General features: G+C 43.8%; 17 protein-coding genes and 1 pseudogene. 17 read left to right on the top strand and 1 reads right to left on the bottom strand.

Going from position 1 to position 15,149, the window contains the following annotated elements; all coding sequences use genetic code 11:
- Positions 1-30 precede the first annotated feature (30 nt).
- The 13 genes from phnH to DT065_RS07575 all read left to right on the top strand — a co-directional run bounded on the left by phnH (position 31) and on the right by DT065_RS07575 (position 11,807).
- The gene (gene phnH / locus DT065_RS07635) at positions 31-636 is read left to right on the top strand and encodes a phosphonate C-P lyase system protein PhnH (protein ID WP_114372219.1); all 606 of its coding nucleotides are present in this window, start codon (positions 31-33) and stop codon (positions 634-636) included.
- A gap of 41 nt (positions 637-677) precedes the next feature.
- On the top strand, positions 678-1,793 hold the full coding sequence (locus DT065_RS07630) for a carbon-phosphorus lyase complex subunit PhnI (RefSeq protein WP_114372216.1): 1,116 nt from the start codon (positions 678-680) through the stop codon (positions 1,791-1,793).
- Positions 1,783-2,649, top strand: a complete 867-nt coding sequence (locus tag DT065_RS07625; RefSeq protein WP_114372214.1) for an alpha-D-ribose 1-methylphosphonate 5-phosphate C-P-lyase PhnJ — start codon at positions 1,783-1,785, stop codon at positions 2,647-2,649. Before DT065_RS07630 ends, DT065_RS07625 begins: the two co-directional genes overlap by 11 nt.
- A 1-nt stretch (position 2,650) precedes the next feature.
- Entirely contained in the window at positions 2,651-3,502 is an 852-nt protein-coding gene (locus DT065_RS07620; RefSeq protein ID WP_114372212.1) for an ATP-binding cassette domain-containing protein, read from the top strand.
- Between the two features lie 42 nt (positions 3,503-3,544).
- The gene (locus DT065_RS07615; protein ID WP_114372210.1) at positions 3,545-4,231 is read left to right on the top strand and encodes a phosphonate C-P lyase system protein PhnL; all 687 of its coding nucleotides are present in this window, start codon (positions 3,545-3,547) and stop codon (positions 4,229-4,231) included.
- 32 nt (positions 4,232-4,263) lie between these two features.
- The gene (locus DT065_RS07610) at positions 4,264-5,460 is read left to right on the top strand and encodes an alpha-D-ribose 1-methylphosphonate 5-triphosphate diphosphatase (protein WP_114372208.1); all 1,197 of its coding nucleotides are present in this window, start codon (positions 4,264-4,266) and stop codon (positions 5,458-5,460) included.
- Between the two features lie 5 nt (positions 5,461-5,465).
- On the top strand, positions 5,466-6,401 hold the full coding sequence (locus DT065_RS07605) for a sugar phosphate isomerase/epimerase family protein (protein ID WP_160112451.1): 936 nt from the start codon (positions 5,466-5,468) through the stop codon (positions 6,399-6,401).
- A 95-nt stretch (positions 6,402-6,496) separates the two neighbouring features.
- On the top strand, positions 6,497-7,246 hold the full coding sequence (gene phnC, locus DT065_RS07600; RefSeq protein WP_114372204.1) for a phosphonate ABC transporter ATP-binding protein: 750 nt from the start codon (positions 6,497-6,499) through the stop codon (positions 7,244-7,246).
- 20 nt (positions 7,247-7,266) lie between these two features.
- On the top strand, positions 7,267-8,133 hold the full coding sequence (gene phnE / locus DT065_RS07595) for a phosphonate ABC transporter, permease protein PhnE (RefSeq protein WP_114372202.1): 867 nt from the start codon (positions 7,267-7,269) through the stop codon (positions 8,131-8,133).
- Positions 8,130-8,930, top strand: coding sequence for a phosphonate ABC transporter, permease protein PhnE (gene phnE / locus DT065_RS07590; RefSeq protein WP_114372200.1), 801 nt, complete (start codon positions 8,130-8,132; stop codon positions 8,928-8,930). The genes phnE (DT065_RS07595) and phnE (DT065_RS07590) overlap by 4 nt, the downstream gene beginning before the upstream one ends.
- A 44-nt stretch (positions 8,931-8,974) precedes the next feature.
- A complete protein-coding gene (locus DT065_RS07585) occupies positions 8,975-9,952 on the top strand; it encodes a phosphate/phosphite/phosphonate ABC transporter substrate-binding protein (RefSeq protein WP_114372199.1) in 978 nt (325 codons plus the stop codon).
- Positions 9,953-10,039: 87 nt separating this feature from the next.
- Positions 10,040-11,032: a phosphate/phosphite/phosphonate ABC transporter substrate-binding protein gene (phnD, locus tag DT065_RS07580; protein WP_160112450.1), complete on the top strand. Its 993-nt coding sequence runs from the start codon at positions 10,040-10,042 to the stop codon at positions 11,030-11,032.
- 19 nt (positions 11,033-11,051) lie between these two features.
- Positions 11,052-11,807: a glycerophosphodiester phosphodiesterase gene (locus tag DT065_RS07575; RefSeq protein WP_114372195.1), complete on the top strand. Its 756-nt coding sequence runs from the start codon at positions 11,052-11,054 to the stop codon at positions 11,805-11,807.
- Between the two features lie 615 nt (positions 11,808-12,422).
- On the opposite strand, the pseudogene DT065_RS07570 reads toward DT065_RS07575, so the two are convergent.
- Positions 12,423-12,581, bottom strand: a pseudogene (locus DT065_RS07570) (universal stress protein); the annotation flags it as partial.
- Between the two features lie 349 nt (positions 12,582-12,930).
- Here DT065_RS07570 and DT065_RS18830 point away from each other — a divergent pair.
- The 4 genes from DT065_RS18830 (at position 12,931) to DT065_RS07550 (ending at position 14,997) form a co-directional block, all read left to right on the top strand.
- On the top strand, positions 12,931-13,320 hold the full coding sequence (locus tag DT065_RS18830; RefSeq protein WP_160112449.1) for a hypothetical protein: 390 nt from the start codon (positions 12,931-12,933) through the stop codon (positions 13,318-13,320).
- A 105-nt stretch (positions 13,321-13,425) separates the two neighbouring features.
- On the top strand, positions 13,426-13,731 hold the full coding sequence (locus DT065_RS07560; protein WP_114372193.1) for a hypothetical protein: 306 nt from the start codon (positions 13,426-13,428) through the stop codon (positions 13,729-13,731).
- Between the two features lie 56 nt (positions 13,732-13,787).
- Positions 13,788-14,336 (top strand): signal peptidase I SipW, encoded by a 549-nt coding sequence (gene sipW, locus DT065_RS07555; RefSeq protein WP_227002765.1) that lies wholly within the window; start codon positions 13,788-13,790, stop codon positions 14,334-14,336.
- Positions 14,337-14,418: 82 nt separating this feature from the next.
- Positions 14,419-14,997, top strand: coding sequence for a TasA family protein (locus DT065_RS07550; protein WP_114372189.1), 579 nt, complete (start codon positions 14,419-14,421; stop codon positions 14,995-14,997).
- Positions 14,998-15,149 lie beyond the last annotated feature (152 nt).

Genomic DNA, 15,149 nt, shown 5'->3' with positions numbered 1-15,149 from the left:
AACGTTAATTTTAAAACGAGGAGGATAACAATGGCTGAAAAAGGGTTACTCGCTAAATCTTCCACTATGGAACAGGATCAAAGTGTTTTTCGTAGCTTGCTCGCTGCAATGGCGAATCCGGGGACGATTCATCGTATTCAGCACTATCATGCACCAAACCAGAAATATTTTACATCGAAAATCTACATAAACATCGCCCATGCCTTACTAGATCAGGAAGTCAGTTATTATGTGCACGACAACCTGGAGTTATCAAAAGCGATCGCGCGGTCTACCTTTTCAAAGGAAGCATCGATCGAGAATGCGGAGTATCTTTTTTTTCAGGGCATAACTGATGCGAATATAATAGAAAGTTTGGAAGGAACGATTCAAATAGGAAAATTGAGCAGCCCTGAGAAAGGTGCAATGATTTTTCTTGATATCGATGCATTTCAATCCAATGGCATGATTTGGACTGGTCCGGGAATCGAGCAAAATGTGGAAATCGGTATTTCCGGTTTAGAGCAGCAATGGTTGGATTTGAGGCAAGAACTTAATCAAGAATATCCCTTAGGTGTTGATATGTTATTTTTCACAAGCGCCGGGGATATTTGTGCACTTCCGAGGACGACGCGTATTCAGCAAGTGGAAGAGTAAAGTTTGTTCAATAATTTTATTAGACCAAGGGGGAAACGAGAATGGCTTATGTAACGGTTACCGGAGGTCAAGAAGCGATTGAAGCAGCAAAAAAATTGTCAGACACATATCGATTAGATCCCCATCAGCCCCCGCTGGACCCTGCTTTCATCCAAAAACAAATGCGGCTGCTTGTGGACCGTATCATGAGCGAAGGTGGATTGTACGCACCTGAACTTGCATCATTGGCACTGAAACAATCGGAAGGAGATACATTTGAAGCGGCATTCTTACTCAGGGCTTATCGCTCTACCTTGCCGAGAAATCATTACAGCCACATCCTCGATATGGAAAATATGCGAGTGATTCGCCGGATTTCCTCTTCCTTCAAAGATATTCCCGGTGGCCAAGTTCTTGGTCCCACTTATGATTTCACCCATCGGCTGCTTCGCTTTGATCTCATGGATGAGGCGTTGAGTCCTGACGATCTTTCAGAGCTGGGGAAATCGTTTACCGATAGGATCGATTGGAAACATGAAACCATTACGTTTGCGAAGGTAGCCGGTATTTTACGTGAACAGGGACTGTTGGGAGAAAATCCTGCGTGGTCGGATACAGACGAACCTTTTGACATTACTCGTGAAAAATATACCAGCCCCGCTCCGAGATCTGTCCGACTACAAGCGTTGGCGAGAGGGGAAACGGGGGCGATGATGGCATTGGCTTATAGCAGTATGAGGGGCTATGGGTCTGTTCATCCCACGATAGGCGAACTTCGCGTTGGTTATGTACCCGTGTCTATTCCGCATCCTTATCAGGAGGGTGAAAGTCTTTATGTGGGAGAAATGTTAGCGACAGAAGTAGAAACCATCAACAAGTTCGAAACAAACGAGGCAACCGGAGAAGTTGAATTTTCTCTCGGTTACGGCTGTTGCTTCGGTCAAAATGAACTCAAGGCGATTTCCATGGCCATTTTGGATCGCAGCATATCCGATGGAGGCACAGCTCCTGCCGAAGATGAAGAATTTGTGCTTGAACATATCGACAGTGTGGAAGCCAATGGATTTGTCTCCCATTTAAAGCTCCCCCATTACGTCACCTTTCAGTCTAAACTGGATCGAATACGCGCAACTAAGCAAAAACAAACGGAAGGGGGAGCGTCCTTATATGAAAACTGAACAGGGGTTTAAAAACCAATCCTATAACTATGCTTTTCTTGATGAACCTTCAAAAAGAGAGATTCGACGCAAAACATTAAAAGCCGTCGCTATCCCGGGTTATCAGGTGCCTTTTGCTTCTAGAGAATTGCCGATTGCCAGAGGTTGGGGAACCGGAGGGTTGCAACTGACACTATCACTTATCGGGGGTGATGATTGTGTTAAAGTCATTGATCAAGGCAGCGACGACAGTGTGAATGCGGTGAGCATTCGAAACTTGGTCATGGAGACGACAGATGTTTCTGTCACCACGGAAACCGAAGCGGCGACCATCATACAATCCCGTCATCGCATTCCTGAGACACCTTTAGCCTCCGATCAGGTATTAATTCTTCAAGTACCTAAACCGGAACCCCTTCGCAATGTTGAAGCTAGTGAAAAACGTACAAAAATCCAACATGGTGAAAAAAATTACAATGCGATGTGGTTAGAGTTGTATGAAGATATCGTCAAATGGGATCATGCTTTATTTGATGCGGACTACCCTGTAATGGTGCACGGCCGTTATTTGATGGCCCCGAGCCCAATCCCCCGTTGGGACACACCCAAGATGCATCAAGCTTCGTATTTGACGTTGCTGGGGGCAGGGCGCGAGAAAAAAATTTATGCCATCCCGCCGCATACAGACGTTGTCCCACTTCAATTTGATGATTATCCTTTCCAAGTAGAAAATTTTGATAGTCAAGCGTGTCACTTATGCGACTCAACCGATACTTTTCTCGAAGAAAATACGGATGAAACGAGTGGACACGTGTTTTATCAATGTTCAGATACGGCCTATTGCAACAAAGTACAGAACGAGAAAGGGGATCATTAGTATGTCCCTTACAGAACGTCCGCTGCTGTGCATCCGTCAATTTTATAAAAAGTATGGTGAAGGATGTCCCTTTTGCACAAGCAGTGAGCACGAGAACCCGTATATGGAGGGAAATCGATGCCTTGAATGTCGAACGGTCTGGGCGTGCAAAGACTTGAATTTTGATTTATATCAAGGGGAAATTCTAGGCATTGTCGGCGAAAGCGGGTCTGGAAAAAGCACATTGGTTAAGTCTTTATTTCTCAATGAAGAACCTACATACGGAGAGATGTATGTAGCTTCTTATCAGGACGGAAAGCAAAATGTTTTCCATTGCTCTAATCAAACGAAAAGATATCTTCAAAACCATGAATTAGGGATGGTTGACCAGAATCCTTATCATGGTTTGAGAATGGACTATTCCAGCGGCGGAAACATTGCTGAAAAATTAATCGCTGCGGATTACAGTCATGTGGGGCAAATGGTAGAACGTGCCGAAGAGCTGCTGGAGAAAGTTGAGATTCCAGTAAGCCGGATGAATGAACCTCCCCGGACTTTCAGTGGCGGGATGCAGCAACGTGTGCAAATTTCAAAAGCCCTTGCCAATCAACCCCCATTATTGTTACTGGATGAGATTACCACTGGATTGGATCTTTCCGTACAGGCGCGCGTACTCGATTTGATCCGTACGATCCAGCAGGCATTAAAGGTTTCAATGATTGTTATTTCCCATGATCTTAGTGTCATTCGCATGCTAACTGATCGAACATTAGTACTTAACCAAGGACGAATTGTGGAAGATGGACTGACCGACCAGATCTTGGAAGATCCTCAGCATGAATACACGCAACTTCTCGTCCATTCGTTATTATAGCAATCATATTCACTGGAAATAAAAAGAGAGGGTTGAACGTGAATGCTTAAGGTTGAGGGACTATGCAAACGATTTTCAATTAATAATGGCAAGACGATTGAGCCGATTCAAGATCTTCATTTCTCGCTAGAGGAATCAGCATCTATTGGCATTGCCGGCCCAAGTGGGAGTGGTAAATCGTCAATTTTAAAATGTCTGCATCGAACGTATTTATCCACACAAGGAAGTATATGGTACGACTCTATGCTTTATGGGTGGGTGAATCTTGCAGAAGCAAGTGAGAGACAAATAATTAAGATACGTACCTATGAACTTAGCTATGTGAGCCAGTTTTTGCGTGTCATTCCACGCGTTTCTTGCTTGGACATTGTAGCGGGCGAGATTTATCCAATGATTGAAAATATGGAAGCGGCTAGAATTCAGGCAAAAGATATTTTGCAGAGATTAGGCATTCCTGAAAAATTATGGTCGTTGTACCCGGCAACCTTTAGCGGGGGAGAGAAACAAAGAATCAATCTGGCTAAATCACTGATTAAAAAGCCCCGCCTGCTGTTATTAGACGAACCGACAGCTTCACTGGATGAAAGTATGAAAGAGAAGGTCGTAGAGTTGTTACTGGAAATGAAAAACGAGGGGACAGTAATCATTGGTGTTTTTCATGATTGGGAAACGATGAACGCTATTGTCGATCATGTTTTGGATTTGACGCCATCTGCTGCCAGTCAATAGCACAGGGATATACAGGAAAGGAGAAAAGGTGCATGCATACAGGTACCAGGCGTATTATTAATGGAAATATTGTCACGCCCAACGAAGTGATCATCGGTGGTTCCATTGAAATGGAAAATGGGATCATCACCGATGTTCTTCCCCATTCCCGCGTACGTTCACTCGCATCTGACGATATCGATGCGCATGCCAACTGGATTATACCAGGGATTATAGATACACATAGTGACGCGATAGAGAAGGAAATTCAACCGAGACCAAGCAGTTTATTTTCCGCTAAGCAAGCGTTTATGGAATTGGAAAAAAAACTGGTGCTCCAAGGCATTACGACAATGTATCATTCGTTAAGCTTAAGAGAACATAAATCAGGTAAACAAAGAAGCAATGAGACGGTTGTACAACTTCTGGAAGACATCAATGAAATGAAACAACATCCACGCTTGATCAACCATAAAACGCATATCCGTTTTGAGATCACAAACGTCAAAGCGATTCCGATTGTGCGTGAGTGGCTGGAATCACGCAAGATGGATCAATTATCTTTTACGGATCATACGCCGGGACAAGGGCAATACCGCAATCGTGAAGAGCTAAAAAGCTATCTCATGGGCACCCAACAGATGACCGAACAGGAAGCATTTCAATGGATGGATATGTACCTTGAGTTAGAAAAAATAGATCAACAGCACTTGCGGGAAATCGCAGACATCGCCCTTCGTCAAAATATACCGCTCGCCTCACACGATGATGATACGTTGGAAAAAATTGAAGCAGCCAAGAAATGGCATGCTTCGATTAGTGAATTTCCCATAACGCTGGACATTGCCCAAGCGGCAAAAGAAGCCGGATTGTACGTTGTACTGGGCGCTCCGAACATCATTCTTGGGGGGTCTCACAACAACAATTTATCAGCACTTGAAGCTCTGAAAAGCGGCGCAGTTGATGTTCTTTGTTCGGATTACTATCCGCCTGCGATGCTGCAAGCTGCTTTTTACTTGTACAAACAAGGTTTTCTCTCGATCCCGGAATCTATCAATTTGATCAGCTATAATCCCGCAAAAGCCCTAGGCATTACAGAAAACGTAGGCGCCTTACAGCCTGGTTTGGATGCGGACATTTTGATCGTCAATGACAACAACGCATACCCTGCTGTGGAACGCACGATTTTAAAAGGGTCCACCGTTGGCCAATTGACTTATCAGCCAACAAAACAATTAACAAAGGGGTAATGATAATGGTTCTGGATGTAGGCGTAAGCATTTCTGCATATGACGAAGCGGCTGATATGGAACGATTACAGTTGAAACTGAAAAAAATTGAATCTCTAGGTTTCCAAGCTGTTGAAATACCCGTGCAAGGGATGCAGCTTCTAAAAAACGGCGTGTTGAATATGGAACGGCTATCCCAATATAAAGAGATTCTCCAACTATTTAATCTTCAATATGCTTTGCATCTTCCGGATTATTTAGATCTCAGCCGTCCTACAGACCCTCAAGTAGAAAAAGATATTTTATTTGCTTCCATCGATGTCGCAGAAGAACTTGGTGTACGTACACTTGTTTACCACCCAGTCCGTTTTATTGGTGAAGAGCAATTTTTGCACTCACAATCCTGGCCTGTATTCAATGCTGAGGAAAAAGAGAAGATTCTTTTTGAAGAACGGCAAATCCTCACAGCTGCCGGCGAACAAGCAAAAAAATCAAACCTTGTCATCGGTATGGAAAATATGCGTCCGTTTCTTGACCGATCGGACTATTGTTATGCGGTGAACCCCGGTTTGCTTGTGGGGCAAGTGAGTGAGATCAATCATTCCCATGTGGGGTTGACTTTAGACGTTGGTCACCTTCACATAGCAACGAATATGTACAACCTCGACTTCAAAGAACAGCTGATGTTAATGGCTCCCTACCTTGTGCATCTTCATATTCATGACAACTTTGGCAAAGCTTGTTTCTCAACGGAGAAAAACCAACACGAACTTATCCCTCAGGGTAGGGGTGATATGCACGCGCCTATTGGTTCAGGGAGTGTACCGTTTGATTTAGTCTTAGAATGGCTTCCCGATACTTACAACGGGATGATGATCCATGAGCTTCGCTCTCTCTATGAAGGCCGATGGAGCGAAATAGCGTCGGAATTATCAAAAGACAGCGCTAGATTTACACAATGATTACACAGAAAAAACGTTAGATTTATATTTGTCCTTTATTATTAAATTGTAACATTACTTTGCACTACTAAAAGAGAAAGAAAGGAGGGGGGATTTTGACGGAAACTGTTTTGGAATTACGCGACGTGAAGAAAGTTTTCCCAGATGGTACGGAAGCGTTAAAAGGCATTACATCTACAGTAAAAAAAGGAGAACTGATTTCCATCATTGGTTCGAGTGGCGCGGGAAAAAGCACGCTTTTGCGTTCGATCAACCGTCTCAACGACCCCACTGGAGGGGAAATTCTGTTTCAAGGGAAAAATATTTTATCTTTTAAGAGAAGGAATCTACGCCAGTATCGTCGCCATATGGGGATGATTTTTCAAGGCTACAATTTAGTCAAAAGATCAAGTGTGGTCCAGAATGTGCTGCATGGAAGACTTGGATACATGAACACATTAACCGGTGGATTTGGGCGTTTTAGTAAGGAAGATTCGCTCTATGCTTTGGAAGTATTGTCAAGAGTCGGTCTCAAAGATCAAGCATTCAAGCGGGCAGATGAATTAAGCGGCGGTCAGCAACAACGGGTAGGTATCGCCCGCGCCATTGCCCAAAACCCTGATATCTTGTTGGCGGACGAGCCGATCGCCAGTCTCGATCCAAATTCCTCATGGAATGTCATGAATTATTTAAAGGAAATTTCAAAAGAGGATGAAATCACGACAATAGTGAATTTACATCAAGTGGATTTTGCCAGAGAATTCGCTGATCGTATCATCGGTGTTAAAGCAGGGGAAATTGTTTTTGATGGACCACCGGCGCATCTCACGGAACGAAAGACTCAAATGATTTACACCACTTCTTAGGATAAGGAGGTTAAGTTGGAATGAGCAGATCCGTAGAAGATATTTTAGAACGGCCACTGAAATTGCCGCCGCGTACGGAAAATAATGATCTTCTTGGAATGTATAAGGATTGGCAGCGCAGAAAGAACATGGTGCGAAAAAATCGCGCGTGGATTTTGGGCATTATATTCCTGGTGGTCGCCTGGTCATGGTATGCAACCGAATTTACACTTCTCTATTTGATTTCGGGTGCCGGCAATATCGCTGCATTTATTGCGACGGATTTATTCCCGCCTGATTTATCCAGCATTCCCATGTTCATAGGCCCTGCTCTGGAAACATTGTATATGAGTTATGCAGGGATGGTGATTTCGGCGGTCATTTCTTTGATTTTAGCTTTTTTGATTGCTCGCAATACGACGTTCCACCCCATCATTTCTTTTGTCTGCCGCTCTATTGTCACGTTTTTGCGGGCAGTGCCAGCGCTTGTGTGGGGGATCATTCTTGTTTCTGCGATTGGCCTTGGTCCTTTTGCCGGGATGGTCGCCGTTGCGCTTTCAGGCGTCGGCATTTTAGGCAAAGCATTCTCCGATATTGTCGAAGAAATCGATATGGATCAGGTGGGGGCAGTGAAAGCGACAGGTGCCAACTGGTTTCAAGTCGTCGGGCAAGGCGTATGGCCGCAGTTTAAGACCGGTTTTGTTGGATGGTCATTATACAAGCTTGATTTAAATATCCGTGAGGCTGCCGTTCTCGGGATGGTTGGTGCCGGTGGGATCGGACTTGTCCTGGAAAGAAGCATCAGTCTCTTTCAATACCAAGAAGCGGCGATGGGCATCTTAATGATTTTCGCCTTGATTTTACTTGTAGAATTCACCACTGCAAAAATTAGGGAGAGAATACTATGAGTGAAATGAAAAAAGAAAAAAATCAAACCACGCAACATCTGATCATTACAGTGGCAGCTGTATTATTTTTCTTCAGTCTGTTCCAACTGGACGTCATTTCAGAAACTTTTTTGGCATCCTTTGATGGTCTGCTAGGCATTACGTCTACGATGTTTCCCCCGACTATAGACGAACCTATTGATATTTTCGGGGCAGCTGTGGAGTCGTTGCAAGTTGCCATTATGGGTACGGTGTTCGGCATTCTATTCTCTATATTCCTCGCGGCGTTCGCGGCTAGGAATTTAGCGCCTCATTGGTCCATAAGTTACGCTGTCAAAGCGTTTGCGGCATTCGTAAGGGCTGTACCCGCATTAATTTGGGCGCTCCTGTTCATCGTTGCCGTAGGGCTTGGCCCAACACCCGGGATATTGGCTCTTGCGGTTAACAGTATTGGGATGTTGGTGAAAATATATGCCGAATCGATCGAAGAAATTGATGAGAGTGTGCTTGATGCAGTCAAAGCAACCGGGGCATCCAAGTTTCAAGTCATTATGCAAGGTGTTGTGCCGATGCTCCTCAGTACATTTATTTCCTGGTCGGTCTTTCGTTTTGACATCAATATTCGTTATGCTGCCGTTCTTGGCGTTGTTGGCGCAGGCGGGATTGGCTGGGAGCTTGTGAGGGCCTCAAGAATGCTTGCATATGACCAAATGCTCGCCATCACACTCGTAATATTCGGGATGATTTTGGCGGTAGAGATGTTGACGCGTTTTATGAAAGGCCGTGCGATACAAGTCAATGCAAAAGCGAGTAGCTAATCCTGGTTGATGGTATTAAAATCTGATAAAGGTGGAGATTTATCGTGAAAAAATTTCATTTGCGTTCTTTTGCTTTGGCCGGACTTTTGTTAATGGGAACAGCTTGTGAATCCGAGACAAGCGGGGAGCAGTCAGACGACCAAGAAGCACAAGGTTCGAGTGAAGAAGCCTCTGCCGATGAAGGAGAAGGATCAGCAGAACAAGATGATTGGCCGGATCCTTTAGTCTATGGCATTTTGCCTTCAGAGGATGAGCAGGAACTATCGGACGAATATGAACCGTTAGCCGGCTATCTATCTGATGAACTCGGTGTAGACGTTGAATTTCACGTCGGTACTGACTACAACGCGATGATTGAAGCCATGGCCAATGATCATATCCACGTGGCGCATTATGGGCCATTTTCCTATGTGCTTGCCAATGAGCGCTCAGGTGGAGAAGCTTTTGCCATGGGGATCGAAACTGAGGGAGAGGAGACGTATCAATCCAATATTGTGACGTTGGAAGACAGCGACATTGAATCAGTCGAGGATCTTGAAGGGAGTGACATCGCCTTTGTCGATCCGGCTTCTACGTCAGGTCATTTATTTCCGATGGCCCATTTGGTCAATACATTAGACAGTAGCATGGAAGAAGTGGAATCTATGTTTGAGAATGTGACTTTCGCTGGAGGGCATGATACAGCCATGCTCGCGCTATTAAATGGGGATGTGGACGCCGCAGGCGTTGGCGATTTTATCGTTGATGATGTCGAGCACGAAAATATTGATCGGGTTCAGATTGTCGATGAGACCGACGAGATTCCCCATGGGCCGGAAACAGTTCAAAGTGATCTTCCTGAAAGTTTAAAAGAGGCGGTAGCCGAGGCGTTTTTAACAATGGATGAAGACCCGGAAGTGGAAGATTTCTTGGAGGACCGAGATAACCAAGCAGGATTCATTGAAGTAGAAGACAGTACTTACGATATCATACGTGAGACATCTGATGCTTTGGAAATGTCTCCGGAAGAGCTAATGGAATAAGGGAACATTAAGTCAAAATAAGTATCCGCATGGCCATCAAAAATGGCCTGCATAATGGGAATGTACTATGAAGCGAAGAGGGATAATATGGAAAAAATTAAACAGACAAAACTGGTCCTTTTTTCATTTTTCATGTCAATAATGTTTGTTCTGGCCGCATGTGCAGAAGAAAATGGGTCAGATGAAGCATCTTCTGATTCTGAGTCTGATAATGGTGAGGCTGCAAATGAAACTACAGAAGCTGAGGGAGAAGTTGAAGAAGGTACTGATGAATGGCCTGACGAACTTGTCATGGGCGTTATCCCTTCTGAAGAAGAGACGGAAGTGTCCCAGCGTGTAGAATTGTTTGGTGAAGAATTAGGAGAAAATTTGGGCATTGATGTAGAAGTGTTTATGGGGACAGACTATAACGCCATCATTGAAGGAATGGATAATGAACATGTTGATATCGCATTCTTAGGTCCTTTCGCCTATATTCTGGCAGAAGAACGCAGTGATGCTGAAGTGTTCGCCATCGGTGCGGAAGGTGAAGATGATATTACTTATCAAAGTGCATTTATTGTGCCGGAAAATTCAGAGGCTGAAGAGCTCGCTGATCTTGAAGGGCAAGACTTTGCATTTGTAGACCCTGCATCCACTTCAGGACATATTTTTCCTCGCGCAGCCGTTATTGAAGAAATAGGCGTTACAAATGATGAAGTCGAGGATTTCTTTGGTAACGTCAGTTTTTCAGGAGGTCATGATACTTCTATTTTATCGGTAATCAATGAAGATGTAGATGGAGCGGCAATAGCAACAGATGTGATGGAAGCTATGCTTGATCAAGGTCAAGTGAGCGAGGATGATTTCAAGATTATTAATGCTTCCGATGATATTCCGCGTGGGCCTGACGCTTATCGAGCGGAGCTTCCAGAAGATCTTAAAGAAGAAATCGAAGCTTTTTATTTTGATTATCAGGATGAGCAGTTTTTTGAGGAACGAGGCATCAGCGGTTTCTATCCTATTGATGACGAAGCCTATGACATCGTGCGTCAAACATCGGGAGATCTGGGGATGAGTCCTGAAGAATTATTAGATTAAAACAGAGGAGTGGTTATATATGCCAATGACAAAAATTTTTGGTCACCGCGGAGCGCGAGGAAGCTATCCGGAAAACACATTGCTCGGTTTCCAAAAGGCGATTGAAGAAGGTGTTGATGGATTGGAAATTGACGTTCATATGACCGCTGATGGGGAAATTGTCGTCATTCACGATGAACAGCTGGAACGGACGACGAATGGGGAAGGCTATGTGAAAGATCTAACCCTTGAACAAATAAAACAGTACAGTGCCGGTTCCCGTTTTTCATATTTTCGAAGTTACGAAGAATCTTGGGATCTTGAGAAGGTTCCTTCATTGCTAGAGGTCCTTGAACTGCTAGAGCCATACGATATCGAATTAAATATTGAATTGAAAACTAATCGAGTGAATTATAAAGGAATTGAAGAAAAAGTGCTCGCACTTGTCCAACAATATGGGGGAGACCGAAAAGTCATCTATTCTTCGTTTCATCTGCCTACATTACTTCGGCTTAAAGCGTTGGATGAAACGGCAGATATTGCCCTGCTTAACCGAGAGATTTCACATCCCGATGATTATATAAAAACCCTGGAATTAGAAGGGATACATCCTGATGTAAACACTGTATTATCAAACGTCCATCAATGGAGAGGCATGTTTGGCGATTTACGCGTTTGGACGGTAAATGAAAGCAATAAGATTAAACAGCTTCTAGATCTGAATGTGAATGCAATCATCACGGATTGCCCGGCAAAAGCTGTCTTCATAAAAAGTGAACGGATGTCTTACGCCTAAGAGGAGAACAACTCCGCATTGCAAGAGTGGCATTTTTTAAAATGCCATTCTTTTTGCGTTTATGTTTATCTGTGGGCGCCTCTCTCCCACTCGTACAAAACAGCTGAAATAAATGATCACACCGTTTCCGACCCGGTATGAGGCTATCTGTTTTGAAGACCTAACGACTTGCGAGAGCCAGAGTTAGGTCGTCAAAAGCTGTCGTTGAAGATCTAACGACTTCAGAAAGCCGGGTTAGGTCGCCAAAGCTCTTTCTCGTTAGTGATAAGCCGGAAGGAAAGCGTCAATAGGCAGAAACGAACCAATCATTAGAAGGTTTCTAGTCTTGAATCACACGTGTTCACGTATGTAGATTAGAAGAAAAAGATTGGTGTGATCGAACGATTCAGCCACGTTGTACTAGTGGTCTATATCAAAAACTCTTCCCAAAACTCTATTCACATATCTCCCGATCCTTTGAAGACTGTTCGGGTTCAAAAACTGCATTTTGAGTCCTCCGCTGCCACGTCTGAGGACTGCTAGGGACCAAAAAACACATTTTTGAGTCCTCAATTGCCGTGGTAGATCATCGTTTAGCTGGATTTTTTGTGTAGAATTTCTGGAACGTTGCACTAGTCATTCTTCCAACTGCTCGGCATATTCGCATGGCAATTGACGATCCCATCTTACAATGAGCACATCACAAGGCGCATGTCGCACAATCACTTCGGACACGCTGCCAAACACCATTTGTTCGACGCGGTTTGCGCCCGTTGCACCAGCCATGATTAAATCGATGTCATTATTTGTAAATGAGGGCATTTGTTCGCCCAAAATGACGTTCGATAACTTCCGGGCAAACTTACTAGACTTGTATGTAGCCGTGGGAGTTGAGAACAAGGGAGGTCAAGTCTGAAATAAACCACTGATGCTTTTGCTAAATAACAGCGCATGCCAAATAAGCCATCACGAGGTGATCATCTTGTAATATTATGGCAATAGAGGCAATCGGCGTCTAAGTCACTGTTTCCTTGATTCGAAAGCCTTTAGACTTTGCCAATGATAGCGCTTGCTCAACCGTGATTTCACGGCTTACTGGCAGAACATCATCTTTCTGATACAGCTCCGGAGTAAGGTTCTCTTTATGGTAGGTGTAGTTGGTGCAGGAGGGATTGGTTGGGAACGGATCCGAGCATCCCGAATGTTGGCTTATAATGAGATGCTCGGGATTACCGTCGTCATGTTTATAATGGTGCTGGGAGCTGAACATTTTACGAGAATTCTTAAACAACGCGCCGAATTGGCAACAATAAAACTTTTAAATAAATCTCTATATATTAACTTTGTGGCAGTCATTGACTGCCATAATTTTGTGTTGTTGTTCCCTAAATATATTTTTCGCAGTAGCAGATATATTATATCGGCTAAAATGAGTCTACATTTAGGAACTTTACAAAATATTAACAGTAACTTTATTGTCCCTTTACTATTATCTACTAAACTAAAAATGCACAGCAAAGAAAGCAGAGTTTAGTCCTGCATATATTCAGAATCAAACATTCTTTTAGTATTTACTGAAATGCGTATTAAATGCTGGTATGGAGATATCTCTTTTTAAAATTTACGAGGAGTGACTTGAATGAAAAAGTATCATGGTGTCAGAAAAATAAAACTTGGCATCCCTTTTCAATTATTCGCCATATCATATCTATCATTCTGTATTGTTGCTATGGCGACATCATCGACGACGGCTTCTTTCCATAGCGAAACGAGAACGCTGGAAAGAGATATTTTGGCTGCCGATACATTTACTGAATCAACGGATGATGCGGACAAGCCTTCAAAAGAAGATGAAGCAGAAGAAAACGAGGAAGATGAGAATGAAGAGCAAGAGATAGATACAGAGGAAGAAGAGGAAGATGCTGAGACAACTGGCGATGAATAATCGAAGTGAAGGCACGATCCGAACTATATGGGGTGATAAAAAACATGTGGCGAGGAATGAAGAAGGTCATTAGTGGTGTGACAACGTCCGTTCTATTTATATTACTGATCGTAACGGTACTCGCGGTGATTTCGAACCAGGCGGCTGATGGAGAGCCAAATGTGTTTGGCTATCAATTAAAAACAGTTTTATCCGGTTCCATGGTGCCGGAATTCCAAACAGGATCCATCATCGCGATCGAACCGATCGAGGAGCCGACCCAATTTGAGAAAGGAGATGTCATCACCTATATCAATCCTGATGACAATCTCGTTACCCATAGAGTTCACGAAGTTATGAACGATGACCAGCAATATATAACCAAAGGGGATAACAACAACGCCGCGGATTCTGAACCGGTGCTTGCAGAAAATGTTGTCGGGCAATATACCGGGTTCACCGTTCCGTATGCAGGATATGTCGCTAATTTTGCCACTTCGCCGGAAGGCGCGCTTTTCTTACTGGTTGTACCCGGTGCTTTACTTTTCGGCTATTCGATCATCATCATCTCCCGTGCGCTAAGGCAAATTGAAACCCCTGATGAAAAAGAACCGGACAGTCAATAACAACCGGTGAAATCGTTATATCGGGCCATAAGCCTGATGATGCGTTCACACATATATCAAATCTATTAAGGGAGGAATCATGATGGGCATCAAAAAGCAGTTGGGCATGGGTGTGACGACAGCAGTACTCGGATTAACGCTAATCGGTGGAGGTACATTCGCTTACTTTAGCGATAGCGAAGAAACAAACGCAACATTCGCGGCAGGTACGCTGGATTTAACGGCGGAACCGACGGAGGTCATTAATGTGGATAATATGGCTCCGGGAGATTCGATGACTCGCGACTTTGAGCTGCAAAACACCGGTTCACTTGACATAGACACGGTGACTTTGGAAACCGACTACGAGTCTTCGTATGTTGATGGTGATGATTTCGGTGAACATATCGAAGTGGAATTCCTTTATAACGTAAATAACCTTGATGAAGTCATTTATCAAACCACACTCGCTGATTTGCAGGACATGTCGCCGGAAGCGATCAATGAACATATTTTCTATCCCGCCATTGGCGATGATGGCTTGGCTGCCGGAGAATCTCATGATTTTGTCGTTCAGTTTAACTTTTTGGATAACGGAGAAGATCAAAATCATCTCCAAGACGCTTGGTTAGATCTTGAGTGGACGTTTATTTCCACACAAGGTGATGGAGAAGAAATATAAGGACAAAAATATAGCTGCCGCCATTCATTTGGCGGTAAGCCCAATTTTTGAGGAGGTGGTTAATGAGGAGCTAGCAGAGAGGGATTGCGATTCTATCTTATTTTACCCTGGCATGAACATTTCTCTATTAAACTTTATGAGGAGGGGAAAGA

The sequence above is a fragment of the Salicibibacter kimchii genome, from assembly GCF_003336365.1.
Lineage (GTDB): Bacteria > Bacillota > Bacilli > Bacillales > Marinococcaceae > Salicibibacter > Salicibibacter kimchii.
The sequence above is the reverse complement of the archived record's forward strand: the minus strand, read 5'-3'. Positions and strand labels throughout refer to the sequence as shown.